This window comes from Mesorhizobium sp. M1403 (genome assembly GCF_040317695.1).
Taxonomy (GTDB): Bacteria; Pseudomonadota; Alphaproteobacteria; order Rhizobiales; family Rhizobiaceae; genus Mesorhizobium.
In genome coordinates, this window is record NZ_JAMYKY010000006.1 from 212,595 (window position 1) to 237,514 (window position 24,920).

Below are 24,920 nucleotides of genomic sequence, written 5' to 3' on the forward strand. Positions count from 1 at the left end.
ATGCATGAGAAAGAGAAAGACCTCATCGACGCATTCCTGCGTGGACAAGTCGACCGCCGTGGGCTGATCAAGGGCCTCGGTGCAATGGGCCTTGCCGCCAGCACCGCCGGTACACTGCTCAATTTCGGGCAGACCCGCGCCCTGGCAGCTGATTTCGACTGGCAGGCGCATAAGGGCAAGACCATCAAGCTGTTGCTCAACAAGCATCCTTACGCCGATGCGATGATTGCCAACCTCGACAACTTCAAGAAGCTGACCGGCATGGAAGTCGTCTATGACGTGTTCCCCGAAGACGTCTATTTCGACAAGGTTACCGCCGCGCTGTCGGCCAGCTCGCCCGAATACGATGCCTTCATGACCGGCGCCTACATGACCTGGACCTACGGCCCGGCCGGCTGGATCACCGATCTCAACGAATGGATCAAGGATCCGGCCAAGACCAACCCGAAATATGCCTGGGACGACTTCCTGCCCGGCGTCAAGAATTCTTGCGCCTGGAACGGCCAGCCGGGCGGCGCGCTCGGTTCGGAAGACGCCAAGCAATGGTGCATTCCGTGGGGTTTCGAGCAGAACAACATCACCTACAACAAGGGCATGTTCGACAAGGTCGGCGTCAGCGTTCCCGGCAATATGGATGAAATGGTCGCTACGGCGGCGAAGCTTACCAAGGATGTTGGTGGCGGCGTCTACGGCATCGGCGTGCGCGGCTCGCGCTCTTGGGCAACGATCCACCCGGGGTTCCTGTCGGCTTACGCCAATTTCGACCAGAAGGATCTGAACGTCTCGGCTGACGGCAAGCTGTCAGCCGCCATGAGCACCGCCGAATCCAAGGCCTTCCACAAGCAGTGGGTGCAGATGATCCAGGAGAGCGGCCCCAAGGACTGGTCGACCTACACCTGGTATCAGGTCGGCACCGATCTCGGTGCAGGTGCGTCGGCGATGATTTTCGACGCCGATATCCTCGGCTATTTCATGAATGGCGGCGACAACAAGATGGCCGGCAAGCTCGCCTTTTCGGCGTTCAAGGCCAACCCGGCCGCCAAGGCGCCGACGCCCAATATCTGGATCTGGTCGCTGTCGATGTCCAACTTCTCGAAGGACAAGGACGCCACCTGGTACTTCATGCAATGGGCATCCGGACCCGAGCATGCATTGTTCGGTGCGACCAAGATGGACTTCGTCAATCCGGTTCGTCAGTCGGTCTGGAACGACGAGATGTTCCGCGAGAAGCTGAACAAGAGCTATCCGGGCTACGTCGAGATGTTCGACGTCTCGGCGCCGGGCGCCAGCATCAAGTTCACACCGCAGCCGCTGTTCTTCGATCTCACCACCGAATGGGCGGCGACGCTGCAGAAGATGGTGGCCAAGGAAGTGCCGGTCGACGAAGGCCTCGACAAGTTGGCCGAGAGCATCAACAGCCAGCTCAAGGAAGCCGGGCTCGGCTAAAGCCGCGGCCAAGGCTGGCCCGTCCGCGGGTCAGCCTTTGAGATGTGATACGTTTGCGACGCGGTGCCGAGCGGTACCGCCTGCTCGCCCGACCGGCCGCCTTGCTCCCTTGGGCGGCCGGGACGGCGAAGCAACAGAATGACGGAGCAGCAGATGACTGCGGCGACAATACAAAGAAACAGGCCGTCGGGCTTCAGGATCAGCAAGCGGGTGCTGCCCTATCTCCTTAGCTTGCCGGCCTTGCTGGTCTGCATCGGCATCCTGATCCCGTTCTTCACATCGGTGGTCTATTCTTTCCAGCGCTACCGATTGAGCCAGCCTTGGGCGCGGCAATTCAACTGGGGCGACAACTATATCTCGTTCTTCACCGACCCGAAGTTCTGGAACACGCTGCAGGTGTCGCTGCTCTACGCCGGCATCACCGTCGTGCTCGAGTTGCTTCTCGGTCTCGGCATCGCCATGCTGCTGCAAAAGCGCTCGACGCTGAACAACTTCATCTCGATCATGCTGTTGATGCCGCTGATGACGGCGCCAGCGCTCGCCGCGCTGATGTGGAAGCTGATGACCAATCCCGGCTTTGGCGTGCTCAGCTATCTCGCCAGCCTGATCGGGCTGCAGGATTTCCGCTGGGCCTCGTCGCCCTCGACGGCACTGCTCACCGTCGTGCTTGTCGACATCTGGGTCTACACGCCCTTCATCATGATCCTGCTGCTTGCCGGTCTGCGCAGCCTGCCGACGCAGCCCTTCGAGGCGGCAGCACTTGACGGCGTGCCGCGCAGTTTCGTGTTCTTCCGCATCACCCTGCCGATGCTAACCCCCTATATCCTGACGGCGACATTGTTCCGCCTGCTCGATTCCATCCAGCAGTTCGACATCATCTACGCCATGACCCAGGGTGGTCCGGGCGACACGCTGACCGTGTTCCAGGTCGAGGCCTATCTCAACTTCTTCCAGTCGACCAATGTCGGCCGCTCGGCGGCGCTGATGATCATCCTGTGGGCGATCACCTATTTCCTCTCGAACATCTTCATCAAGAACTGGCTGCGGCTGCGCGAACGCGCCCGCGGCCAGGCATAGGAGGCTGGCATGGAACATACCTCCCTTCTCGAACGCATCCTGCGCGGCATAGCCCTAGCGCTGGTCGTGATCTTCTTCATGTTCCCGATCGTCTGGATCCTGATGATGTCATTCCAGACCAACGAGACAATCCTGCGGATTCCGCCACAGCTTGTCTTCGAGCCGACGCTCGCCAACTACACCGCCTTGATCACCGGCAAGCTGATGACGGCGGCCGGCACGCTCGACATCGCCTTCATGCGCAATCTCTGGAATTCCGTCTTCCTGTCGGTCACCTCGGTTGCCGTCGCGTTGCTGCTCGGCGTGCCGGCCGCCTATGCGTTTGCGCGGCATAAGTTTCGCGGCTCGGAGGACATTGCCTTCACGCTGCTGTCGTTCCGTTTCGCGCCGGCGCTGCTGGTGCTTTTGCCGCTCACCCTCTATTTCCAGAAGCTCGGGCTGGCCAATACCTATATCGGGCTGATCTGGGTCTACCAGCTGATCTGCCTGCCGCTGATCCTGTGGATCGTGCGCGGCTATTTCGAGGATATACCGGCCGACATCGAATACGCCTACCGCATTGCCGGACATTCCTGGTTTGCTACCTTCCGCAAGATCGCGCTGCCGCTCGCCGGCCCAGGCATTGCCGCTGCCGGCCTGCTCGCCTTTATCTTTGCCTGGAACAATTTCGTTTTTGCGCTGGTGCTCGCCTCGGCCGACAAGCAGCCGGTGACGGTCGGCGCGCTCGCCTTCATCACGTCCTCCGGCATCCAGTATGGCCAGATTTCGGCGGCGATCGTGCTGTCGATCACGCCGACCCTGGCGCTCGCGCTCTATGCGCAACGCTATCTGGTCGAAGGCCTGTCGCTTGGCGCGGTGAAAGGATAGTCCGATGGCAAGCCTCGAACTGCGAAACATCGTCAAGCGCTATAAAAGCCAGACCGTTCTCGACAATCTGTCGCTGACCGTCGCCGACGGCGAAACGCTGGTCCTGTTCGGACCGTCCGGCGCCGGCAAGACGGTGCTGTTGCGGCTGGTGGCCGGGGTCATCGACCCCGACGAGGGAAAGATCCTCATCGGCGGCGAGGACATAACCGATCTCGACGCCGAGTTCCGCGGCGTCGGCATGGCATTCCAGAACTTCGCGCTGTTCCCGCATATGACGGCGTTCGACAACATAGCCACGCCTCTGCAGGCGAAGCACTCATCGCAGGGCACGATAAAGACCGGCGTCGAGAGCGTCGCTAAGCTGTTGAAAATCGGCCATGTGCTCAGCCACAAGCCGCGGGCGCTGTCCAACGGCCAGAAGCAACGCACCGCGCTTGCCCGCGCGTTGGTCGGCTCGCCGCCGCTGCTGCTGCTCGATGATCCCTTGCGCAACGTCGATGCCAAATTGCGCTTCGAAATGCGCCTCGAGCTGCCAAGGCTGCTCGCCGATCGTGGCGCGACCGTCATCTACGTCACCCAAGACTACAAGGAAGCGATGGCGCTCGGCGACCGCATCGCGGTGATGTCGCAAGGCGTCGTCAAACAGCTCGGCACGCCCGAGCAGATCTATCGCGAGCCGGCCAATGTCGAGATTGCCCGGCTGTTCGGCGACCCGACCATCAACCTTCTGGACGTCAAGCCGTCGCGGGACGCCAAGGGCATCTATGTCGGCCTGTCCAACGTCCAGGTCCATCTTGCCGGCGCGCATGAGGCGGCGGTCGGCCGTGATTGCGTGATCGGCCTGCGGCCGGAGGCTCTGGCGTTTGTTGATGAAGGCACGCCCGGCGCCATCCCGGTGACGGTCGAGGCTGAGACGCCGCTCAACGAGAAGATCGTCACCCTGGTGCGCACCGTGCGTGGCCGTGAAATCCTGGTCTCGCGTCCGTCCGGAACACCGGGCCAATCCGAGGGCAGGGCCCATATCGCCGTCGACAGCAAAAGCGCCCTGCTGTTCGATCGGGCACGTGGCGAGCGTATCGGCTCGAAAAACGTCGTCAATTTGCGCAGCGGAGAAGCGGCATGAGCCCGAGCGCAATCACCCTCTCAGGCGTCGACAAGTTCTACGGTCCGATCGACCGCGGCGTGCACGCCGTCAAGAACCTGACGATGGAAATCGCCAAGGGCGAGATCGTGGCGCTGCTCGGCTCGTCCGGCTGCGGCAAGACCTCGACATTGCGCATGATCGCAGGTTTCGAAGAGGTCTCGCGTGGCACGATCTCGGTTGCCGGCCGCAAGGTGCACACACTGCCGCCGGTCAAGCGCAACGTGGCGATGGCGTTCGAGGGCTATTCGCTCTATCCGCCGCTGACCGTGCGCGAGAACATGGCCTTCGCCCTCAAGGCGGCCAGGCTGCCGAAGAGCGAGGTCGATGCAAAAGTTGCCAGCATCGCCAAGCTGCTCGAGATCGAGGACATTCTCGAGCGCTATCCGAGTTCGATCTCCGGCGGCCAGCAGCAGCGCGCCAGCCTTGGCCGGGCGCTGATCCGCAAAGCCGACCTGCATCTGCTCGACGAGCCGATGGGCCAGCTCGAGCCGCAGCTCCGCGCCGTGCTGCGCGGCCGCATCAAGCACTTCATCAAGGAGCGCGGCCTGACCGCGATCCTGGTCACCCACGACCAGACCGAGGCCAACGCGCTGGCAGACCGCATCGCTGTCATGGAAGGCGGCGTGCTGCAGCAGTTCGACACGCCCGACAGGCTCAAGGAGCGGCCGGCAAACCTGTTCACCGGCACCTTCATCGGCGAGCCGCCGATGAATGTCTTCGAGGCCTATGTCGGCACGGCTGCCGGCAAGATCAATCTCAAGCTGCCCGACGGTCTTTCGCTCGACTACGACAAGGATGCCTTCAGCGGCCCGGTTCGCGACGAATTGCTCAACCGGCAGCGCGTCGTCATTGGTGTCAGGCCCTATGCTGTCCGCCGCTCCAAGGATGGCGTGCCGGCCACCGTTTCGGCCAATCAATGGCTTGGCGATCAGACCCATATCGCCGCCGATTTCGCCGGCGGTTCGCTGGTTCTGGTCGAGCATGACCGGACCCGCCTGGAGCTCGGTGCGCCGATCAAGGTCAGCATCGATCCGAAAAACCTGCACGTCTTCGATCAGGCGAGCGGCAACGCCATTTCGCACGGTACGGAGCTTGCCTGATGCGGGATGTGCTGATCGGCATCGACGCCGGCACGTCTGTCATCAAATCCGTCGCCTTCGACACGGCGGGCAGGCAGATCGCGGTCGCCGCGCTGCCCAACAAATACGAGACACTACCGGGCGGCGGCGCCGAGCAGGACCTGACACGCACCTGGGCCGATACCGCGACGACCTTGCGCCAACTCGCCGACAAGGTGCCGGACCTAGCCAGCCGGACCATTGCCATTGCCGTGACCGGCCAAGGCGACGGCACCTGGCTGATCGACAAGGATGGTGAGCCGGTGGCCAAGGGCTGGCTGTGGCTCGACGCGCGCGCTGCCGCGGTCGTCGAGGAGATCCGCGCGCGGCCCGAGGACCGGCTGCGCTTCGAAAAGACCGGCAGCGGGCTTGCTGCCTGCCAGCAGGGATCGCAGTTCGTCTTCATGAAGCGCCACATGCCCGCGATGCTTGCCAATGCAGCGACGGCGTTCCACTGCAAGGACTGGCTCTATTTCAAGTTGACCGGCCAACGCGCCACCGACCCGTCCGAGGGCACCTTCACCTTCGGCGATTTCCGCACGCGCGGCTATTGCGATGATGTGCTTGAGGTGCTCGGCGTCACTGATCTCAGGCATCTGCTGCCGCCCATCATCGATGGCACCAGGCAAAGCACAGGGCTGTCGGCGGCAGCGGCAGAGGCGACCGGACTGCTCTCCGGCACGCCGGTCGTTCTGGCCTATGTCGATGTCGCCTGTACCGCGCTCGGCGCCGGCCTGTTCGATCGCGAGCGCAAGTCCGGCTGCTCGATCATCGGCTCAACGGGCATGCATATGCGGCTTGCCGAGACGCCGGACGAGGTGCTGCTCAACGAGGCTGCAACCGGCTACACGATGACGATGCCGGCGCCAGGCGTCTTTGCGCAGATGCAGTCGAACATGGCGGCAACGCTCAACATCGACTGGGTTCTCGGCCTCGCCTCCGGCATTCTCGCCTCGCAAGGTATCACGCGGACCAATGGCGAGATGATCGCGCTGGTCGACCAGTGGATATCGTCGTCCGAGCCAGGGTCGCTGCTCTACCAGCCCTATGTCTCGGAGGCGGGCGAGCGCGGGCCGTTCGTCGATGCCAATGCCAGGGCCGGCTTCGTCGGCATTTCGTCCAGGCACGGCTATGCTGACATGGTTCGTGCGGTGTTCGAGGGGCTGGCTTTCGCGGCACGCGATTGCTACGCCGCCATGGGGCCGCTGCCCAAGGAAATCCGCCTGACCGGCGGAGCGGCCAGGAGCCCGGCTCTGCGCAAGATCCTGGGTGCTGCGGTCGGCGCCGACATTCGCACCAGCGAGCGCGAGGAGGCCGGTGCTGCGGGCGCTGCGATGATTGCTGCGGTCTGCGTCGGCCAGTACGCATCAATGGACGATTGCGTCAGTGAATGGGTCACGCCTTTGCTCCGTGCGGCCGAACCTAGCGACCGAAAACTTGCCGCTGCCTACGAGGCGATTGTTCCGTCCTACACATTGGCGCATGAGGCGCTGCGGCCGGTCTGGCGTTCGCTGGCCGCATCCAGACAAACTGACGTGAATTGAGAAGAGCATGCCCAACAAAATTGCGATCATCGGCGACCGCTTCATGCTTCCGGAAGTGTTTCGCGAGAAAATCGAAGCGGCCTGCGGCGATAATCTCGACATCCGCACCATTGAGACCGCATGGCCCGACGAGCCGATGCAATTCGGCAATGCGGCGCTCGGCCTCGACAAAATCAAGGAATATTTCGGCGATCCCGACGAAGTGGTGGATTTCATCGGCGATGCCGAAATCTTCGTCACCCAGCTTGCGCCGCTCTCCGAAGCCATGATGCAGCGCCTGCCGACGCTCAAGCTGGTTGCGGTGTCGCGCGGCGGGCCGATCAACATCGACATGCCTGCCGCCAAGGCCCATGGCATCACCGTGGTCAATGTGCCCGGTCGCAATGCCAGCGCGGTGGCCGAGTTCACCATCGGCGCCATTCTCGCCGAGACGCGGCTGATCCGCGTCGGCCACGAAGCCTTGCGCAAGGGCGAGTGGCGCGGCGATCTCTACCGCGCCGACCGCACCGGCCGCGAGCTCAACGAGATGACCGTCGGCGTCATCGGCTATGGCAATATCGGCACCAGGCTGGTTCGGCTGCTGCGTGCATTCGGCTGCCGCATCCTGGTCTCCGATCCCTATGTGCAGTTGAGCGCCGAGGATCGCAGTGCCGGCGTCGAGCTGGTTGCGCTGGACGATCTCTTGTCGCGCTCCGATGTGGTCACGCTGCATTCCCGGGTCACCGAGGAGACGCGCGGCCTGATCGGCAAGGACGCCATCGCCCGGATGAAGCCCGGCGTGATCTTCGTCAATACCGCGCGCGGACCGCTGGTCGACTACGATGCACTCTACGAGGCGCTCGTCTCGGGGCAGATCGGCAGTGCCATGCTGGAGACGTTCGCCGTCGAGCCGGTGCCCGTCGACTGGCCGCTGCTGCAGCTCCCGAATGTGACGCTGACGCCGCATATCGCCGGCGCGTCGGTACGCACCGTGACCTACGCAGCCGAGCAGGCGGCCGAGGAAGTGCGCCGCTTCATCGCCGGCCTGCCTCCGGCCAATCCATGCTGACGACAGGGCATAGAGCGAGATGAGCGGTGACAGCGAAATCGTCGACCTCTTCGTCATCGGCGGCGGCGTCAATGGCGCCGGCATCGCGCGCGATGCGGCAGGCCGGGGGCTGTCGGTCATTCTTTGCGAAAAAGACGATCTCGCCGAAGGCACCAGTTCTAGATCAGGAAAGCTCGTCCATGGCGGTTTGCGCTATCTCGAATATTACGAGTTCCGCCTGGTGCGCGAGGCGCTGATCGAGCGCGAGGTGCTGCTGGAATCCGCACCGCACATCATCTGGCCGATGCGCTTCGTGCTGCCGCACAGCCCGGATGATCGGCCGGCCTGGCTGGTCCGGCTCGGCCTGTTCCTCTACGACCATCTTGGCGGCCGCAAGCGGCTGCCGGCCACTCGCACGCTTGACCTGCGCACCGCACCCGAGGGCGCGCCGATCAAGGACAGCTTCAAACGCGGCTTCGAATATTCCGACTGCTGGGTCGACGACGCCCGCCTGGTCGTCATCAACGCGCTCGACGCCGCGGAGCGTGGGACCAGGATATTCACCCGCACTGCCTGCACCGCCGCCCGCCGCGAAAACGGCCTGTGGTCGGTGGAAATGCGGGACGGTCGAACCGGCGTCAGGACCACGGTTCGGGCACGGGCGCTGGTCAACGCCGCCGGACCCTGGGTCAATGATATCATCAACCGCGTGGCTGGCCAGAATTCCAGGCGCAACGTGCGCCTGGTCAAGGGCAGCCACATCGTCGTGCCGAAATTCTGGGAAGGCCGGCAAGCCTATCTCGTCCAGAACAGCGACAAGCGCGTGATCTTCATCAATCCCTACCAGAACGATCTGGCGCTGATCGGCACCACCGACATTCCTTATGACGGGCGGCCGGAAGACGTGACCGCCGACGCCAGCGAGGTCGACTACCTGATTAAGGTGGTCAACCGCTACTTCAAGCGCCAGCTTGCGCGCAGCGACGTCGTCTACTCGTTTTCCGGCGTCAGGCCGCTTTATGACGACAATGCCGACAATCCGAGCGCGGTCACCCGCGACTATATTTTCGAGCTCGACGTGGCGGCGGGACAGGCGCCGCTGCTTTCCGTCTTCGGTGGCAAGATCACCACCTTCCGCAAGCTGGCCGAGCACGCGCTCGACCGCATCGCCCCGTTCTTCCCGAAGATGGGCAAGCCGTGGACCTCGAAAGGACATCTGCCAGGCGGCGATATCGCCAATGCCGATTTCGAGCAGTTCCTCGGTGACCTCGGCCACGAATATCCCTGGATGCCGGCCTCGCTGGTCAAGCATTATGGCCGGCTCTACGGCACAAGGACGCGTGATCTGGTCGGCGCGGCCGGTTCGCTCGCTGAACTGGGGCGGCGCTTCGGCAAGGATTTGTTCGAGCGCGAAGCCAATTACCTGTTCGAGCATGAATGGGCCGAGACGGCCGCCGATATTCTCGAACGGCGCACCAAACACGGACTGCATCTGTCCGCCGCAGAAAGAACCGCCTTCGAAGACTGGTGCTCGAGCCGGCTGGCGAAGGCAGGCTGATGGCCTTTACGCTGTCCCTCAACACCAACCCGCTGGTCAATCGTTTCGCCGAACCGGACGATCTGATCGATGCGATCGCCTACGACATCGGCATCCGCGACGTGCAGCTCACGCATGAATTCGTCAATCCCGGTTGGCCGGCGGCGACGATCGCCAAATTCATCCGCCTGTTCCGCTCCGCTCTCAACCGCACCGGCGTGCGTGTGACCTCCGCGATGACCGGCCCCTACGGCCGGCTCAATCATTTCGGCCATCCCGATGCCGACGTGCGGCGCTATTATGTCGACTGGTTCAAGACCTTTGCCGAAATTTCGGCCGAGCTCGGCGCCCGCGGCATGGGCACGCAATTCGCGATCTTCACTCATCGTGACTATGACGATCCCGAGCGTCGCGCGCGGCTTTTCGAGATCGCGCTGGAATGCTGGCGCGCGGTCGCCGAGCACGCCAAAGCGGCCGGCTTGACCTACCTGTTCTGGGAGCCGATGTCGGTCGGCCGCGAGTTCGGCCATACGATCGAAAGCTGCCGGACGCTGCAGAGCGAGATCGATGCGGCCGGCATGGCGATCCCGCTCAAGATGATGGTCGATATCGACCATGGCGACGTGACGTCGAGCAATCCGGACGACATCGACCCCTATGCCTGGGCCGAAGCCTTTCCAAAGGAATCGCCGATCATCCACGTCAAGCAATCCTCAATGAACAAGGGTGGCCATTGGCCGTTCATTGCCGCCTACAACAAGGACGGCCGCATCACGCCCGAAAAGCTGCTGGACACTGTTCGGCGTGGCGGCGGCGTCGACAATGAGATCTGCCTCGAATTGTCGTTCCGCGAACGCGAGCCCGTCGACCACCAGGTCGTCGCCATGATCCGCGAATCGGTCGACTATTGGGCGCCCTTCATCGAGGCCGGCAGGGCCGGTCTTTTGCCGAAAGCATGATGGGATGAGCAGGTGCCGACGCGGCTCCTGCTCAGAACCGGAATATGTCAGCCGAATTTCGGATCGAGACTGCCCGACTTGTAGCGCTTGGCCATTTCCGAGACCGGCAGCGGCTTGATCTTGGGAGCGTTGCCGGCGGTGCCGAACTGCTCGAAACGCTCCTTGCACAGCTTCCGCATGGCGGCCATCGCCGGCGTCAGATATTTGCGTGGATCGAATTCGCTCGGGTTCTCGGTCAGCACCTTGCGGATCGCGCCGGTCAGCGCCATGCGGTTGTCGGTATCGATATTGATTTTGCGCACGCCATGTTTGATGCCGCGCTGGATTTCCTCGACCGGCACCCCCCATGTCGGCTTCATCTGGCCGCCATATTTGTTGATGATCTCCTGCAGCTCCTCCGGCACCGAGGACGAGCCGTGCATGACGAGGTGCATGTTCGGCAAGCGGCGGTGGATTTCCTCGATGACGTTCATGGCAAGCACCGCGCCGTCCGGCTTGCGGCTGAACTTGTAGGCGCCGTGGCTGGTGCCCATGGCGACGGCCAGCGCATCGACATGGGTGTCGCGCACGAACTGTTCGGCCTGAACCGGGTCGGTCAGCAGCTGATCGTGGCTGATGACGCCCTCGACGCCATGGCCGTCCTCCTGTTCGCCGCCGCCCATCTCCAGCGATCCGAGAACGCCGATCTCGCCCTCCACCGACACGCCGCCCCAATGCGCCATATCGACGACGCGGCGGGTGATACCGGAATTATAGGCGTAGTCGGCCGGCGTCTTGCCGTCTTCCTTCAGCGATCCGTCCATCATCACCGAGGTGAAGCCGTACTGGATTGCGGTAACGCAGGTCGCTTCGTTGTTGCCATGGTCGAGATGCATGCAGACCGGGATATCAGGATGGATTTCGACCAGCGCGTCGATCAGCTTGGCCAGCACGACATCGTTGGCGTAGGCCCGCGCGCCGCGGCTCGCCTGCAGGATGACCGGCGATTTGGTCTCCTCGGCTGCCTCCATGATGGCGAGGCCCTGTTCCATATTGTTCATGTTGAAGGCAGGCACGCCATAACCGTATTCGGCGGCATGATCGAGCAATTGTCTCAGTGTGATGCGAGCCACTCAGTAGTCTCCCGTATCCGGTTTCGAGCCAGTGTTTGCGGGCTGTTCGGCTATTGTCGAGCCCGCTAAAGCTTCTGGCCGGATTTCCGCTGCACCGCAACCGCTGGACGCCCGGCCGACAGCAATTCTTGTTACGGCACGCCGTCAGAAGCGTCATGATATCCCAGGCAGATATAACATTATCACAAAAATACTGGTGGCTATGCGACGTTTCCTGTTATATCTCGGAACGTGCGTGCGGGTTGCACGAGGAAGCCGCGGAAATGAAGAGCGACGGCCGTCGGCAAGGCATCATGGATTTTCTGATGGACACCGGCACCGCCAGTGTCGACGATCTTGCCTCGCGCTTCGGCGTCTCCAAGATGACCGTCCACCGCGACCTCGACGAGCTCGAGGAAAGCGGCTTCCTGCGCAAGGTACGCGGCGGCGCCTCGATTCAGCCGAGCAGCCTTTTCGAGAGCGATTTCCGCTACCGCCAGAGACTGGCCGGCGACGAGAAAAAGCGCATCGCCGCCGCTGCCGTGACGATGATCGAACCGGGTCAGACGGTGATCATCGACGACGGCTCGACCGCGGGCGGCGTTGCTCGGCATCTCGCCGATCTGCGTCCGCTGACGGTGATCTCGAACAATCTGGCTGTCATCCAGGATTTGGCGGGCGTTGCCGGCATCAACCTGATTGCGCTCGGCGGCCAGTACAGCAAGAAGTTTCACGGCTTCTTCGGCCTGCTCGCCGAGGACACGCTGAAATCATTGCGCGCCGATGTCGCCTTCCTGTCGTCATCGGCTATCCACGGCGCTTCCGCCTTTCACCAGGATCAGGAAGTGGTCCAGACCAAACGGCTGATGATGGCCGCTGCGGCGCGCAAATATCTGCTGGTCGATCACGGCAAGTTCGGCCGCACAGCCTTGCATTTCCTGACCGATCTCAAGGCTTTCGATACCGTCTTCACCGGCCGCGAGCCGCAGCCGCAGATGCGTGCGGCGCTGGATGGTGCCGGCGTGTCGCTGACAGTGGTCGCAGAGTAGGAGGAGCACGCATGGTTTACTGGGTCGGCACCAGCTGGAAAATGAACAAGACGCTCGCCGAGGCGATGGCTTTCACGAGGGCATTGGCCGAGTTCGTCCCCGGTTTCGACGAGCGCATCCAGCCCTTCGTCATCCCACCCTTCACGGCGGTCCGCGAGGTCAAGAAAGCGCTGTCGCCGACGCGCATCAAGGTCGGCGCGCAGAACATGCATTGGGCTGACGCCGGCGCCTGGACCGGCGAGATCTCGCCGGTAATGCTGAAAGACTGCGAACTTGATATGGTAGAGTTGGGCCACAGCGAACGGCGCGAGCATTTCGGCGAGACCGACAAGGCTGTCGGGCTGAAGACCGCAGCGGCGGTGAAGCACGGTCTCGTGCCACTGATCTGCGTCGGCGAGACTTTGGCTCAACGCGACAGCGGGCAGGCGGATACGGTGCTGGCCTTGCAGGTGCACGGCGCGCTGCAGTTTCTCGAAGGCGCGGCCAGGGCGGCGACGATCCTGTTTGCCTATGAGCCGGTCTGGGCGATCGGCGACAAGGGCGTGCCGGCAAGCTCGGACTATGCCGGCAGACAGCAGGCGCTGATCAAGAAAATCGCGCGCGACCTGCTGCCGGTTGTGCCGCCGGTGCTTTATGGCGGCAGCGTCAATCCGCAAAATGCCGCCGAACTGATCGGACAGTCTCATATAGACGGCTTGTTCATCGGCCGTTCCGCCTGGCAGGCGGACGGCTATATAGACATCCTCAAACGCGCCTCAGCGGCGATCTGAAGCATCGAACAGGAAGGAAACCGAACATGAAAATAGCCATTGGAGCCGACAGCGCCGGCAAACCGCTGCTCGATGTCATTGCCGCTCACCTGGCCACCAAGCCCGGCCTCACGGTCAGCGATCTCAGCCAGGCGGGCTACTACGCCGACCTGTCGCAGAAGCTCGCCCAGACCATAATCGACGGCGAGAACGATCGCGGCATCCTTTTTTGCGGCACTGGCATCGGCGTTTCCATTTCCGCCAACAAGGTCCCGGGCATTCGCGCCGCACTCACCCACGACACCTATTCGGCCGAGCGCGCTGCAAAATCCAACAACGCCCAGATCATCACCATGGGCGCCCGCGTTATTGGACCGGAACTTGCCAAGTCGATCGTCGATGCATGGCTCGCATCGGAATTCGATGAGAAGGGACCGTCGGCCGGCAATGTCCAGGCCATCGACAGGCTCGACGCAGCGAAGGTCCGTTAAGCCAGACTTTCCCGTATCGCTTTGATGATCGTGACGGCCGACGCGGCGCCGGGATCCATATGCCCGAGCGAGCGCTCGCCGAGCCGCGAGGAGCGGCCCTTGGCGGCGATCATGTTCTTGGTTGCCTCGGCGCCCCGTTCGGCTGCGGCGAGTGCAGTTTCCAAGCTCTCCAACAGGGTCTTGCCGGCTTCCTGCGCGGCGCCCGCTGCCTGTGCTGCCGGCAGCCAGGCGTCGACCATGGTCTTTTCGCCGAGCTCGGCCTTGCCGCGATCCTGGATGCCTTGCGCCATCGCCCGGAGCATGGCGATGATGTCAGCATCCTCCAGAATTGCCTTGCCTTTGACGGCGGCGGCAGCGCGCATGAAGGCGGTCGCATAGAGTGGGCCTGACGACGCGCCGACGGCGTTGAGGAACGACTTTGCCGCGGTATTGAGCAGCGCCGTCGGTCCGGTCGCCGCGAGGTCGAGTTGCGCCAGTGCCTCGCGTACCGCGCCGAAGCCGAGCGCCATGGCGATGCCGTGGTCGGCGTCGCCGATGACGCCGTCGAGTTGGCAGAGCCTGTCCTTGTCGGCGTCGATCGCCGCCGCGATCTCATCGAACATTCTTTTCAAGCCGGCTGAGTCGATCGAGGTCATGATGCTTTCTCAGCCGGCGCGGAACATGGCGCAGTCGCAGGGATGGTCGAGCATCTCCTGCAATTCGCCGTCGAGATGCATCAGCGTCACTGAGGCGCCGGCCATTTCGAGCGAGGTGCAATAATTGCCGACCCAGGTCGCGTGGACGGAAACGCCGATGTCGTCGAGCCTCTGCTTGACCCGCCGGTTCATGATGTAGAGCTCCATCAGCGGCGTCGAACCGAGCGAATTGACCAGCACGGCGACCTTGTCGCTGCGCGTCGGCGCCATTTCGTCGAGGATCTTGTCCAGCATCTCGTCGGTGATCTCGTCGGCCGTCTTTAGTTTTCCGCGTGCGATGCCCGGCTCGCCATGGATGCCCATGCCGATCTCCATCTCGTCCGGTCCGATTTCGAAATTCGGCCGGCGGGTCTGCGGCAGCGAACAGGGCGAAAGCGCCACGCCCATAGTGAAGGTCTGATCGTTGGCCTTCCTGGCGATACGCTCGCATTCATCGAATGTCAGCATCCGGTCGCATGCGGCACCGACAGCCTTGAAGATGAAGAAATTGCCGGCGACGCCGCGCCGCTTCTGCCTCTGGTCGCGTGGCGCCGAGGCGACATCGTCGGTGGTCAGCACGGTGCGCACCTCGATATCGTCCATCGCCGCCATTTCGGCGGCCATGTCGAAATTCATCACGTCGCCGGCATAGTTGCCGTACATGAACAGCACACCGGCACCGCCGCTGGCCGCTTTGGCGCATTCGAGGATCGGGTCCGGCGGCGGCGAGGCAAAAACGTTGCCGATCGCGGCCGCGTCGGCAAGCCCCTTGCCGACGAAGCCAAGGAAGGTCGGCTCGTGGCCCGAGCCGCCGCCGATGACAAGGCCGACCTTGCCTGGGCGCGGCCCGTCGCGGGCGATGATGGAGCGGGGGCTGCCGTCCGCACTTCGGAGATGGCGCGGATGCGCGGCCAGAATGCCCTCCAGCATCTCGTCGACGGAGCGGTTGCCGTCATTGATGATCTTCTTGGTCTGCACCGGCATCCTCCCTAGTTTTCGTGAGATACTACAGCGCCTTACCGGGATTTCCACCCGGCGACGGAGATTTCACGCCGCGATGCGTTCGCGTGTCGCCAGCAGTTGCACGCAGGCACCGGCCGCCTCTTTGCCCTTGACCCTGAAATGCTCGAAGAAGAAGCGGTGATGGTCAGCGCTGTCATGGTAGTTGTGCGGCGTCAGCACCGCCGAAAGCACCGGCACGCCAGTCGACAATTGCACGTTCATCATGCCGTCGATGACCGCACTCGCCACGAACTCATGCCGGTAGATGCCGCCATTGACGACGAACGCGGCGCCGAGGATAGCGGCATAGCGGCCGGTCTCGGCAAGCATCTTTGCATGCAGGGGAATCTCAAAGGCGCCCGGCACATCGAAGACATCGACGGCAAAGCGTTTCTCCCCGACAACCGCCAGTTCCGCCTCGAATGCTTCAACGCATTGGTCGACGATATCGGCGTGCCAGCGCGCCCGAATGACGGCAACGCGGATCGTTTCATAGTCGTTCTGGGAATGCTGATTCATGGGTCCATCCTTCCGTTTCCAACCAGAATCAGGACGCACGATACGGAGTCCGAACCGCGAAAGCGGACCGTCTTCCATTCGTTCTCTTCCATCCGGACTGTGACCGTCGGCTCCGGAATCTCACCGGATCTGCTGACCCCTCCGGCTAACCGGAAAGCGCTCGCGGGCTTGGGCCGAGACCCTTACCGCCGGTGGGGACTTTCACCCCGCCCTGAGAACATTGACGGCGTTTGTATGGAAGGACCGGATAGCGCTGTCAACCGCCGACGTCGTCGCCGATGGCGCAGAAATGGCGATCCGTTCCGACTTGGTCACTTTGAGGGCGAGGGAGGCGCTGATAAGTTGCAGCGTCAAATGGCGATCACGGGCAAGGCGGGCAGCACCTTGTCCAAGGTGATGGGGAATTCACGCACTCGCACGCCGGTCGCGTTGTAGATGGCGTTGGCGACGGCAGCCCCCGCACCGCAGACGCCGAGCTCGCCGAGACCCTTCGCGCCAAGTGGATTGGCCTTGTCGTCATCTTCCTCGAGGAAGACGACTTCCATCTCGGGGACGTCGCCATTGACCGGGACGTGATATTCGGCAAGATCGTGATTGACGAAGTGGCCATAGCGCGGATCGAGCACCGTCTGCTCCATCAGCGCCGCACCGATCCCCCAGGTCATGCCGCCGATGATTTGCGAGCGTGCAGTCTTGGCGTTGAGGATACGGCCCGCGCCGACCACAGTCAGCATCCGGCGCATGCGGATTTCACCGGTGTCGCAATCGACAGCGACCTTGGCGAAATGCGCTCCGTACGAATGCTGCGAATAAGTCTTGTACGACTCGGTGGTGGCGCCTGCGGCTACGGAGCCTTCGGCCTCGAACCCGTCGGGAGCGATCCTCCCGATGAGATCGGCCAGGCTCGCCGATCGCTGGCCGATCCTGACCTCGCTGTCGGCAAAGTTTGCCTCGGTGGCGTTCGCGCCGCGCAACGGTGACGCTTCGCTCGACTGCGCCGCGTCCAGGATCCGTCCTTTGAGGGCGTTGCACGCATTATACAGGGCCGAACCCGCGCTCGCCGCGCCCCAGGACCCGCCGGAGCCGGCGGTACGCGGGAAGCGGCTGTCGCCGAGCTCCACCTTGACGGACGAGATCGGCACGCCGAGGCTCTCGGCAGCAATCTGGGTCAGGATCGTATAGGTGCCGGTCCCAATGTCGGTCATGTCGAGCCGCGCCGTCACCCGACCGTCCCGGTCGATCGCAACCCGCGCCGTCGCCGCGCCGATGTAGTTCGGACGGATCGCCGCCGCCATGCCGTAGCCGATGAGCTTCCGGCCCTCCCGGGTTCGGCCCGGTGTCGGGTTTCTCCGCTCCCAACCGAAACGGCGGGCGCCTTCCTCCATGCAGGCGACGAGATTGCGGGTGGAGAACGGCACTCCGCGCTCGGGATCCTGAGCCGGTTCGTTGCGGATCCTGAGTTCGATCGGGTCCAGGCCGACCTGCTCGGCGAGTTCATCCATTGCGCATTCGAAAGCCAGCATGCCGGGCGCTTCGCCGGGCGAGCGCATCCATTCGCCGCGGTTGATGTCCAGCGGAACCAGGCGATGGCGGGTGAGACGGTTCGGCGCCGCATAGAGCGAGCGCGCAAAAACTGCCGTTTGTTCGCAGTACTCCTCGAAGCTGGACGTCGCGGACCAGACATCGTGCGCGATCCCGGTGAGCCGCCCATCGGTATCCGCGCCGAGACGTACCTGTTGGATCATCTCTGCACGGTGACCGGCATTGGCGAACATCTGTTGCCGCGTCAGCGCGATTTTCACGGGGCGCTGCAGGGCCTGCGCTGCAAGCGCGGCCAGGATCGTATCGGCATGGACAATCAGCTTGGAGCCGAAGCCTCCGCCGATGAAGGGGCTCACGATGCGCACCCGCTCGGGCGGGATGCGAAGCGTGCTGGCGACGCCGGCCCGGAAGTTCGCGAGGGTCTGCGCCGATGTATGGATCGTCAGCCCGTTGCCTGACCAGGCGGCGAGCGTCGCATGCGGCTCCATCGGATTGTGATGTTCGAAGGGAGTCCGGTAAGCGGCATCGATCTTGACCGGGGCGGCCGCAAAGGCGCTCTCGAAGTCGCCGACCACGCTGTCGGTCTCGAAGCCGGCATTTGTCCGCTTTGGTGCATAGGCGTCGGCCTTATGCCCCGTCAGATCGTAGAGGCCCGGCTCCTTGTCGTAGCGCACTTTGACGAGGCCCGCAGCAGCGCGTGCAGCCTCGAACGTCTCCGCGACGACCAGCGCGACGGGCTCGTCGTAATACCGCACCCGATCGCTGTTGAGCGCGGGACGGGCGCGGGTGAAGACCTCCGGCACCGTCGGCGTGACCGCCGGGCCGAAATCCGGCTGGGCCGGCGCATTCCGGTGCGTCATGACGAGCAACACCGCCGGCGCCCGTTCGGCTTCGGCCGTGTCGATCTCGGCGATGCGCCCCTTGCCGACGGCGGCACCGAGAACATAGCCATAGGCTGTACCTTCCAGCACATTCTCGTAGGCGTAGGTGGCATTGCCCGTCACTTTGAGCGGACCGTCGATGCGGTCGATCGGCCGCCCGATGATGCCAGCATCGGGACGCGGTTTCACTCTTGAATGGGTGGCGGAGCCGGGCAGTCCGGGTATGGTCTCGTTCATAAGTCACCTAAAGATTTTCATTTGGAGTTCGGAAGCATCGAGGCCGCGACGACGCCTCTTTCCTAGCACCTTCATGTTCGTCGCGCAGCGGCCGGAGCTCACGCGGCGATCTCGCCGAAATACTCGCGAAACTCGACCAGCTTCCCTGTCGGGCCGGCGCGCATGAAGATCGCATGCAGGCCAGTGTAGGGCGCGCCGCTGATTGTCCCGCTCCCGCGATCGCAGACGATGACCCAGTCGGCGGCGAAGAGCTTGAGATCGACGGTCGATTTCGTGATCCTGTTTCCTTGCGCTTGATGCGCGGCGGTCCAGGCTGCGAGTGCCGGCTTGCCTTCTGGCGGTCCGTGTCGGCCTCGTTGCTCGCCGGCAGGGAATTGGAAGGTCATCGTCTCATCGCAACAATCAAGGAATGCCGTCCAGTCGCCGGAGGCCCAGCCGGCAAAGAAGGCGTCGACGGCGGCCTCGAGCACGTGACGAGCTCCCGGGTCGGATGTGGCGCCCCAAGCTGCGGCGGCAGAAACAAAAAGGCCGCCACCCGCGGCGGCAACGGCGCGTCGCGTGAGTTTCATATCGATCTCCTGCTCGTCGCCTGCATCTGGGAACCGCTGTTCGGGGTCGTCGTCTCTGTCATCGTGTCGCCTCACGCACTCTCGACGGCAGCAGCGAGTGTGTGCCGCACCGTTCGTTTCGCCAGCGGGATCTTGAAGTCATTGGCGCCATGCCCAACGGCTCCGGCGAGCGCGGCTTCGGCAGCGTCGGCAAAGGTATCGTCGGACGCCGCTGCGCCTGCCAGCCCGCGCTCCGCCTCCGTCGCGCGCCAGGGTTTCGCTGCCACGCCGCCCATGGCGATCCGAGCGCTTCGGATACGATCGCCGCTTTTTTCGACGATTGCTGCCACCGACACCAGCGCGAAGGCGTAGGAAGCTCGGTCGCGCACTTTGCGGTAAAGCTGCCGGCCGGGTGGTGGCGGCGGCAGGGTAACCGCGACGACCATTTCGCCGTGGCCGAGCACGGTCTCCACATGGGGCATCGTCTCGGGCAATCGATGGAAATCGCCGATCGGGATCGTGCGGGTCTCGCCGCCGGGCGAAACGGTCTCGATCCTGGCGTCGAGCCCGGACATGGCGACCGCCATGTCCGAAGGATGGACCGCGATGCAGGCTTCGCTCGCGCCCAGTACAGCGTGCATGCGGTTGAAGCCTTGAAGCGCCGCGCAGCCCGAACCCGGCTGGCGCTTGTTGCAGGGCATGTTGCGGTCGTAGAAGTAGGGGCAGCGCGTGCGTTGCAGGAGATTGCCGCTGGTCGAGGCCTTGTTGCGTATCTGGCCGGACGCTCCCGCCAGCAGCGCTTGTGTGAGCATCGGATAGCGGGACCTCACCCGCGGGTCGGCGGCAAGATCGCTGTTGCGGACCTGGGCGCCGACCCGAAGCCCGCCTTCTGCCGTCTCCTCGATCCGATCAAGCGGCAGCCGGCTGATGTCGACGAGATGCGCTGGGCGCTCGATATCGAGCTTCATCAGGTCGAGCAGGTTGGTGCCGCCGCTGATGAACTTGGCGTCCGGCCGGGCCGCGACCGCGGCGGCCGCCTGCTGGGCACTCGTTGCACGTTCATAAGTGAAGGACTGCATTGCTCATGCCTCCTCTGCCGCGTCGCGGATTGCAGCGACGATGTTCGGATAAGCGGCACAACGGCAGATGTTGCCGCTCATCCGCTCGCGGATCTCGGCATCGCTGAGAGCCACGGAAGCCGCTGCCACGTCGGCGCTCGCATGGCTCGGCCAGCCGGCCTTGGCTTCGCCCAGCATACCGACCGCCGAGCAGATCTGGCCTGGCGTACAGTAGCCGCACTGGAAACCGTCGCGGGCGATGAAGGCGGCCTGCACCGGATGCAGCCGGTCACCCTCGGCAAGGCCCTCGACCGTGGTGATCTCGTCGCCATCATGCATTGCGGCAAGCGTCAGGCAGGAATTGATCCGGCGTCCATCGACAAGCACCGTGCATGCGCCGCACTGGCCGTGATCGCAGCCCTTCTTCGAGCCGGTGAGGCCGAGATGGTTGCGCAGGGCATCGAGCAGCGTCGTCCGCGGGTCGAGTTCGACGGCAAGGTCCTTCGCGTTGATCCGCAACGATATCGGCATCGTCGGTACCGGCGTGCCAGATGCCGTCGCCGTGACGGTGTCGGCCGGCTCGGCGCCGACCGGTATCCCGGTAGCCAGGAGCACCCCGGTCGCCACCCCGCCCTCCAACACGGTTCGACGCGTTGGCCCCCTCCTGTTGTCTGTTTTGGCCATGCAAGATCTCCCAGTCGCAATGAAGGATGCAGACGGCAATTTGACCCCGACAGCGGACCCTCGGGTTCGGTCATCGACACTGGAGGTGGGGGCGCACGCAGCGGCTTTCTTTCAAGAAACCGGCGGCACTATCAGGATTCTGGAGAAGAATTCACCCGATAGGCACGAGGCGTCATGCCCCTGAGACGCCGGAACGTCGTGGTGAAGTGGCTCTGGCTTGAAAAGCCGAGCCGAAAGGCAATGGTACTGATCGACAAACCCGTTTCGCGCAACAGTGCCTCCGCTCGCCGCACCCGTTCCTCGATTACATAGGCATAGGGGGCAAGACCGGTCGTCGCCTTGAAGCGCCGCGCAAAACTGTCGACCGCCAAGTCGGCGACAGCTGCAAGCTCGCTTAGCGAAATGTCGGAATTCATACGTGCATCGATATAATCCCGAACTCGACCAAGTGCTCGGCGGCTGAGACAGCCGTGACGTACGAGCGGCTGTTGCTCCCGGCTCAGGTTGGCCACGCGGAGGCTGACGAGGGCCACCAGATGCTCGACATAGGCAGTGTCCGGCTTGTGACCGAGGGCCATCTCGTCGCGAAGCGAACTCAGCAGCGTGGCGACGACCGCGTCCTTCTTGTTTACCAGTATCGGCAGGTTCCTCAGGCGTTCGCATCCGGGAAGCCCGATATCGGGATCGATCCACAGGGCTGAATATGAGAGGTTTACATCGCGATAGAAGCCCTGTCGCTCCGCGCCTGCCGGGACGAAGGTGAGGGCTCCGGGACGATCCATTCCGTCGTAGAGGGATCTTGCCTCGTGCCGGATAGACGTATGGGACGTGCCGCCTTCTTCGGTCAGCACGATCAGATGATGAGGGGCTGTCCAGCGGAGCTCCGCCTCCCGGCACGCCCACCGCCGGTTGTCGAAAACGATCGAGGAGCTGACCCATGACGCGGTTTGCAGGGGCTCCGACTTTTCCTCCTGGCTCCGAACCCGTCCGTCACCAAGCAGCGGTCTGAATGACATCGCGGCATCCCGCTGGTTCACTCGCCGAGCCGTGGTCAGCCCCGGCTTGAGCGTTGCGCCGCCCCGCCGCTACGCATACGACCGTCCATCTGGGACAGGCAACGGACGTTTTTAACCGCGCCGTGTTCAAGAAATCGTGAGATCAGGCAAAATCCAGGGCTCCTCCTGGCACTCCAAAGCGGATCATCCGCGCTCGGGAAACATCGCCTTCAGGCCTTCGCGCGAGGCCGTGGCGACGCCGCGTTCGGTGATCAAGCCGGTGACCAGCCGCGCCGGCGTCACGTCGAAGGCAGGGTTGGCCGCCGGCGTGGCTTCCGGCGACACGCGGACCTGGGCAATCTCGCCGGAAGCGGTCTTGCCCCAGACCAGCGAGACCTCGTCGGGCGAACGCTGCTCGATCGGGATTTCGGCCAACCCGTCCCCCACCGTCCAGTCGATCGTCGGCGACGGCAGCGCGACATAGAACGGCACGTCGTTGTCGGCGGCGGCCAGTGCCTTGAGATAGGTACCGATCTTGTTGCAGACATCGCCGTCGGCGGTGGTCCTGTCGGTGCCGACGACGACCATGTCGACCTGGCCGCGCTGCATCAGATGGCCGCCGGCATTGTCGACGATCAGCGTGTGCGGCACGCCGTGGCCGGCCATCTCCCAGGCGGTCAATTGGGCGCCCTGGTTGCGCGGTCGCGTTTCGTCGACATAGACGTGGACTGGAATGCCGGCTTCCGTCGCCAGATAGATCGGCGCGGTGGCGGTGCCGTAGTCGACGGTGGCCAGCCAGCCGGCGTTGCAGTGGGTCAGGATATTGACCGGTTCGCCCGGCTGCTTGCGCGCCGCGATCGTCTTGATGATTTCGAGCCCATGGGCGCCGATGGCGCGGTTGAGGCCGACATCCTCGTCGGCGATCTCGCCGGCACGCCGATAGGCGGCTGCGGCACGTTCTGCCAGGGGAAGCGCCAGCAGGAAGCGCTGCATTTCATTCAGCGCCCACCGCAAATTGATCGCCGTCGGGCGCGTTTCGTGCAGGGTTGCCCAGACGGCGTCGAGCGCCGCATCCGACGGATCGTCGGCCATCTGCATGGCGACGCCATAGGCGGCGGTGACGCCGATCAGCGGCGCCCCGCGCACCCACATGTCGCGGATTGCCGTGGCGATGCCGGCGACGGTATCGATCTTTTCGATGCGGAAATCATGCGGCAGCCAGCGCTGGTCGATGATCTCCACCGAACGCCCGTCGTCACTCGGCCAGATCGTGCGGTAGTGGCGGTCACCGACGTTCAAATCCTGCTCTCCCGTTCGATCAGCGCGGCCAACTGGTTGACCTCGTCGATGCTGTGGATCTGGCGCCGGTTGACGGCGAGGTGACGGCCGAATTTCAGCGCCTTTGCCTCACATCTGGCGCGCAGATCCTGATCGGCAATGGTCTCGAAATCGGCATTGTGGGCAAGTCCGAGAATTCGCCGGTGAACCTCGACGCCGGCAAAGCCGAGCAGATCGGTCCAGATCGAATGCAGCATGTGGTCGAGCGCCTGCTCGGCGCCAAGCCTGTCGCCCTGATCCTCGAACAGGCTCTTCTGGTAGAGCATGCCGTCACGCTCGGTTCGCCACAGATGCGAGAACTCGGCGCGGAATGCCGACCATGTCTCGACCGTGACGTCGAGCAGATATGCGCGCATGGCGTCGCGCTTGCCATTCTGCTCATGGCCGCGCTGCGAGAAGAACGCCATCCAGAAATTGGCGAGCAGCATGCCGACATCGAAGGCGATCGGCCCGTAGAAGGCGAATTCGGGGTCGATCATCCGCGTTTCGGTGTCGGTGACCATGATCGAGCCGGAATGCAGGTCGCCATGCAGCAGCGTCTCGGCATTGGCGGCGAAGAGGTGCTTCATCCGCTGCGCCTCGACCTTGAGGTCGCGGTCGGCGCGCAGTTCGGCGACAATGCCATCGAGCTGCGGGCTGGTGTGCCGGTTCATCTTGGCATCGAAATACGGGTCCGAGAAAACCAGGTTCTCGGTGATGTCGCAGAGTTCGACATTGTCGGCGAACAGCGCCAGATCGGCCTTGCGGTCCTTGGTCGCCATGCTGAGGTCGGAGCCGCGAAACAGCGTGCGGGCCATGAACAGGCCGATGTCTTTCGCGATGTTGGGCAGTTGCCGGCCCTCGATCAGCGCCCGCCGCAGGATAATGTGCGGCGACAGATATTCCATGATGATCAGCGCCTGGCCTTCGTCGAAGTGATAGATATCAGGCACGGAATCCGGCGCCCGCGCCTGTTGCCGCGTCAGCGCATGATATTCGAAGAAGGAGCGCTTCAACGGCAGCGGCCAGCTGTCGCCGACCAGCCGGACGTAGGGCAGGGCCTGCTTGACCACGGCCGCACCCTCAGCACCCTCGACAATGAACACCAGGTTCAGATTGCCGTCGCCGACTTCACGAACCTTCCAGCGGCTCGTATCCTTGCCGATCTGCGAACACAGGGCCCCGTTGGCACGGAGACGACCCGCCAGTGTCTCGACCGACAGTGCTTCGAACGGCGATTTTCCAATCATCCTCACCTCCCGCTTATGTGCTCCGATGATAGCGGAGCCATGGCGGTCGGGCCAAGCTAGGAAGCCTGCTGGCAATTGTCAATCGTGTTGACAATTGCCGATATAGCCCATAGC

At 63.5% G+C, this 24,920-nt stretch carries 23 protein-coding genes and 1 riboswitch; of the genes, 12 read left to right on the forward strand and 11 right to left on the reverse strand.

Features of this window, described 5'->3' with window-relative positions:
* The 9 genes from NKH01_RS13965 (at position 1) to NKH01_RS14005 (ending at position 10,719) form a co-directional block, all read left to right on the forward strand.
* On the forward strand, positions 1–1,446 hold the full coding sequence (locus tag NKH01_RS13965) for an ABC transporter substrate-binding protein (protein WP_352493964.1): 1,446 nt from the start codon (positions 1–3) through the stop codon (positions 1,444–1,446).
* A gap of 153 nt (positions 1,447–1,599) precedes the next feature.
* Positions 1,600–2,523 (forward strand): carbohydrate ABC transporter permease, encoded by a 924-nt coding sequence (locus NKH01_RS13970; protein WP_023716724.1) that lies wholly within the window; start codon positions 1,600–1,602, stop codon positions 2,521–2,523.
* A 9-nt stretch (positions 2,524–2,532) separates the two neighbouring features.
* Positions 2,533–3,390: a carbohydrate ABC transporter permease gene (locus tag NKH01_RS13975; protein WP_023676025.1), complete on the forward strand. Its 858-nt coding sequence runs from the start codon at positions 2,533–2,535 to the stop codon at positions 3,388–3,390.
* Between the two features lie 4 nt (positions 3,391–3,394).
* Positions 3,395–4,513, forward strand: coding sequence for an ABC transporter ATP-binding protein (locus NKH01_RS13980; protein ID WP_353020602.1), 1,119 nt, complete (start codon positions 3,395–3,397; stop codon positions 4,511–4,513).
* A complete protein-coding gene (locus NKH01_RS13985) occupies positions 4,510–5,634 on the forward strand; it encodes an ABC transporter ATP-binding protein (protein ID WP_353020604.1) in 1,125 nt (374 codons plus the stop codon). The genes NKH01_RS13980 and NKH01_RS13985 overlap by 4 nt, the downstream gene beginning before the upstream one ends.
* Positions 5,634–7,196, forward strand: coding sequence for an FGGY-family carbohydrate kinase (locus tag NKH01_RS13990; protein WP_353020606.1), 1,563 nt, complete (start codon positions 5,634–5,636; stop codon positions 7,194–7,196). Before NKH01_RS13985 ends, NKH01_RS13990 begins: the two co-directional genes overlap by 1 nt.
* A gap of 7 nt (positions 7,197–7,203) precedes the next feature.
* The gene (locus tag NKH01_RS13995; RefSeq protein WP_353020608.1) at positions 7,204–8,244 is read left to right on the forward strand and encodes a 2-hydroxyacid dehydrogenase; all 1,041 of its coding nucleotides are present in this window, start codon (positions 7,204–7,206) and stop codon (positions 8,242–8,244) included.
* 19 nt (positions 8,245–8,263) lie between these two features.
* A complete protein-coding gene (locus NKH01_RS14000; protein WP_023716730.1) occupies positions 8,264–9,781 on the forward strand; it encodes a glycerol-3-phosphate dehydrogenase in 1,518 nt (505 codons plus the stop codon).
* Positions 9,781–10,719 carry a sugar phosphate isomerase/epimerase family protein gene (locus tag NKH01_RS14005; protein WP_023716731.1) on the forward strand — a complete coding sequence of 313 codons (939 nt, stop codon included), beginning with the start codon at positions 9,781–9,783 and terminating at the stop codon, positions 10,717–10,719. Before NKH01_RS14000 ends, NKH01_RS14005 begins: the two co-directional genes overlap by 1 nt.
* Positions 10,720–10,766: 47 nt before the next feature.
* Here NKH01_RS14005 and fba read toward each other — a convergent pair whose 3' ends face one another.
* Positions 10,767–11,831, reverse strand: coding sequence for a class II fructose-bisphosphate aldolase (gene fba / locus NKH01_RS14010; RefSeq protein ID WP_353020610.1), 1,065 nt, complete (start codon positions 11,829–11,831; stop codon positions 10,767–10,769).
* Between the two features lie 263 nt (positions 11,832–12,094).
* Here fba and NKH01_RS14015 point away from each other — a divergent pair, with 263 nt between their 5' ends.
* The 3 genes from NKH01_RS14015 to derI are packed head-to-tail and all read left to right on the forward strand — an operon-like array spanning position 12,095 to position 14,099.
* The gene (locus tag NKH01_RS14015; protein ID WP_353020612.1) at positions 12,095–12,859 is read left to right on the forward strand and encodes a DeoR/GlpR family DNA-binding transcription regulator; all 765 of its coding nucleotides are present in this window, start codon (positions 12,095–12,097) and stop codon (positions 12,857–12,859) included.
* Positions 12,860–12,870: 11 nt separating this feature from the next.
* A complete protein-coding gene (locus NKH01_RS14020; RefSeq protein WP_353020614.1) occupies positions 12,871–13,629 on the forward strand; it encodes a triose-phosphate isomerase in 759 nt (252 codons plus the stop codon).
* Between the two features lie 26 nt (positions 13,630–13,655).
* Positions 13,656–14,099: a D-erythrulose-4-phosphate isomerase gene (gene derI, locus NKH01_RS14025; protein WP_353020616.1), complete on the forward strand. Its 444-nt coding sequence runs from the start codon at positions 13,656–13,658 to the stop codon at positions 14,097–14,099.
* Here derI and dhaL read toward each other — a convergent pair.
* The 10 genes from dhaL to mtnK form a co-directional block, all read right to left on the reverse strand.
* Positions 14,096–14,734, reverse strand: a complete 639-nt coding sequence (gene dhaL, locus NKH01_RS14030; RefSeq protein WP_353020619.1) for a dihydroxyacetone kinase subunit DhaL — start codon at positions 14,732–14,734, stop codon at positions 14,096–14,098. The genes derI and dhaL overlap by 4 nt on opposite strands.
* A gap of 9 nt (positions 14,735–14,743) precedes the next feature.
* Entirely contained in the window at positions 14,744–15,757 is a 1,014-nt protein-coding gene (locus tag NKH01_RS14035; protein WP_352845860.1) for a dihydroxyacetone kinase subunit DhaK, read from the reverse strand.
* A 63-nt stretch (positions 15,758–15,820) separates the two neighbouring features.
* Positions 15,821–16,294 carry a 6,7-dimethyl-8-ribityllumazine synthase gene (locus NKH01_RS14040; RefSeq protein ID WP_352482699.1) on the reverse strand — a complete coding sequence of 158 codons (474 nt, stop codon included), beginning with the start codon at positions 16,292–16,294 and terminating at the stop codon, positions 15,821–15,823.
* Positions 16,295–16,370: 76 nt separating this feature from the next.
* Positions 16,371–16,517: riboswitch (FMN riboswitch) on the reverse strand.
* A 127-nt stretch (positions 16,518–16,644) separates the two neighbouring features.
* The gene (locus NKH01_RS14045) at positions 16,645–18,954 is read right to left on the reverse strand and encodes a xanthine dehydrogenase family protein molybdopterin-binding subunit (RefSeq protein WP_353020621.1); all 2,310 of its coding nucleotides are present in this window, start codon (positions 18,952–18,954) and stop codon (positions 16,645–16,647) included.
* A gap of 98 nt (positions 18,955–19,052) precedes the next feature.
* Positions 19,053–19,523 carry a nuclear transport factor 2 family protein gene (locus NKH01_RS14050; protein ID WP_352856061.1) on the reverse strand — a complete coding sequence of 157 codons (471 nt, stop codon included), beginning with the start codon at positions 19,521–19,523 and terminating at the stop codon, positions 19,053–19,055.
* Positions 19,524–19,594: 71 nt separating this feature from the next.
* Positions 19,595–20,581 carry an FAD binding domain-containing protein gene (locus tag NKH01_RS14055; RefSeq protein WP_353020623.1) on the reverse strand — a complete coding sequence of 329 codons (987 nt, stop codon included), beginning with the start codon at positions 20,579–20,581 and terminating at the stop codon, positions 19,595–19,597.
* A gap of 3 nt (positions 20,582–20,584) precedes the next feature.
* The gene (locus tag NKH01_RS14060) at positions 20,585–21,244 is read right to left on the reverse strand and encodes a 2Fe-2S iron-sulfur cluster-binding protein (RefSeq protein ID WP_352493972.1); all 660 of its coding nucleotides are present in this window, start codon (positions 21,242–21,244) and stop codon (positions 20,585–20,587) included.
* A 131-nt stretch (positions 21,245–21,375) separates the two neighbouring features.
* Positions 21,376–22,260: a helix-turn-helix domain-containing protein gene (locus NKH01_RS14065; RefSeq protein WP_352482884.1), complete on the reverse strand. Its 885-nt coding sequence runs from the start codon at positions 22,258–22,260 to the stop codon at positions 21,376–21,378.
* A 183-nt stretch (positions 22,261–22,443) separates the two neighbouring features.
* Positions 22,444–23,538: an S-methyl-5-thioribose-1-phosphate isomerase gene (gene mtnA / locus NKH01_RS14070; RefSeq protein ID WP_023716743.1), complete on the reverse strand. Its 1,095-nt coding sequence runs from the start codon at positions 23,536–23,538 to the stop codon at positions 22,444–22,446.
* The gene (gene mtnK, locus NKH01_RS14075; RefSeq protein WP_353020626.1) at positions 23,535–24,806 is read right to left on the reverse strand and encodes an S-methyl-5-thioribose kinase; all 1,272 of its coding nucleotides are present in this window, start codon (positions 24,804–24,806) and stop codon (positions 23,535–23,537) included. Before mtnK ends, mtnA begins: the two co-directional genes overlap by 4 nt.
* Positions 24,807–24,920: the final 114 nt, after the last annotated feature.

Excerpts from the sequence above, each read along its gene's own strand:
- NKH01_RS13970 (WP_023716724.1), top strand. The coding sequence starts at position 1,600 with ATGACTGCGGCGACAATACAAAGAAACAGGCCGTCGGGCTTCAGGATC.
- NKH01_RS13995 (WP_353020608.1), top strand. The coding sequence starts at position 7,204 with ATGCCCAACAAAATTGCGATCATCGGCGACCGCTTCATGCTTCCGGAA.
- NKH01_RS14005 (WP_023716731.1), top strand. The coding sequence starts at position 9,781 with ATGGCCTTTACGCTGTCCCTCAACACCAACCCGCTGGTCAATCGTTTC.
- derI (WP_353020616.1), top strand. The coding sequence starts at position 13,656 with ATGAAAATAGCCATTGGAGCCGACAGCGCCGGCAAACCGCTGCTCGAT.
- NKH01_RS14035 (WP_352845860.1), bottom strand. The coding sequence starts at position 15,757 with ATGCCGGTGCAGACCAAGAAGATCATCAATGACGGCAACCGCTCCGTC.
- NKH01_RS13990 (WP_353020606.1), top strand. The coding sequence starts at position 5,634 with ATGCGGGATGTGCTGATCGGCATCGACGCCGGCACGTCTGTCATCAAA.
- dhaL (WP_353020619.1), bottom strand. The coding sequence starts at position 14,734 with ATGACCTCGATCGACTCAGCCGGCTTGAAAAGAATGTTCGATGAGATC.
- NKH01_RS14065 (WP_352482884.1), bottom strand. The coding sequence starts at position 22,260 with ATGTCATTCAGACCGCTGCTTGGTGACGGACGGGTTCGGAGCCAGGAG.
- mtnK (WP_353020626.1), bottom strand. The coding sequence starts at position 24,806 with ATGATTGGAAAATCGCCGTTCGAAGCACTGTCGGTCGAGACACTGGCG.
- NKH01_RS13985 (WP_353020604.1), top strand. The coding sequence starts at position 4,510 with ATGAGCCCGAGCGCAATCACCCTCTCAGGCGTCGACAAGTTCTACGGT.
- NKH01_RS13965 (WP_352493964.1), top strand. The coding sequence starts at position 1 with ATGCATGAGAAAGAGAAAGACCTCATCGACGCATTCCTGCGTGGACAA.
- NKH01_RS14000 (WP_023716730.1), top strand. The coding sequence starts at position 8,264 with ATGAGCGGTGACAGCGAAATCGTCGACCTCTTCGTCATCGGCGGCGGC.
- NKH01_RS14060 (WP_352493972.1), bottom strand. The coding sequence starts at position 21,244 with ATGGCCAAAACAGACAACAGGAGGGGGCCAACGCGTCGAACCGTGTTG.
- NKH01_RS13975 (WP_023676025.1), top strand. The coding sequence starts at position 2,533 with ATGGAACATACCTCCCTTCTCGAACGCATCCTGCGCGGCATAGCCCTA.
- NKH01_RS14020 (WP_353020614.1), top strand. The coding sequence starts at position 12,871 with ATGGTTTACTGGGTCGGCACCAGCTGGAAAATGAACAAGACGCTCGCC.
- NKH01_RS14045 (WP_353020621.1), bottom strand. The coding sequence starts at position 18,954 with ATGAACGAGACCATACCCGGACTGCCCGGCTCCGCCACCCATTCAAGA.
- NKH01_RS14015 (WP_353020612.1), top strand. The coding sequence starts at position 12,095 with ATGAAGAGCGACGGCCGTCGGCAAGGCATCATGGATTTTCTGATGGAC.
- NKH01_RS14050 (WP_352856061.1), bottom strand. The coding sequence starts at position 19,523 with ATGAAACTCACGCGACGCGCCGTTGCCGCCGCGGGTGGCGGCCTTTTT.
- NKH01_RS14040 (WP_352482699.1), bottom strand. The coding sequence starts at position 16,294 with ATGAATCAGCATTCCCAGAACGACTATGAAACGATCCGCGTTGCCGTC.
- NKH01_RS13980 (WP_353020602.1), top strand. The coding sequence starts at position 3,395 with ATGGCAAGCCTCGAACTGCGAAACATCGTCAAGCGCTATAAAAGCCAG.
- NKH01_RS14055 (WP_353020623.1), bottom strand. The coding sequence starts at position 20,581 with ATGCAGTCCTTCACTTATGAACGTGCAACGAGTGCCCAGCAGGCGGCC.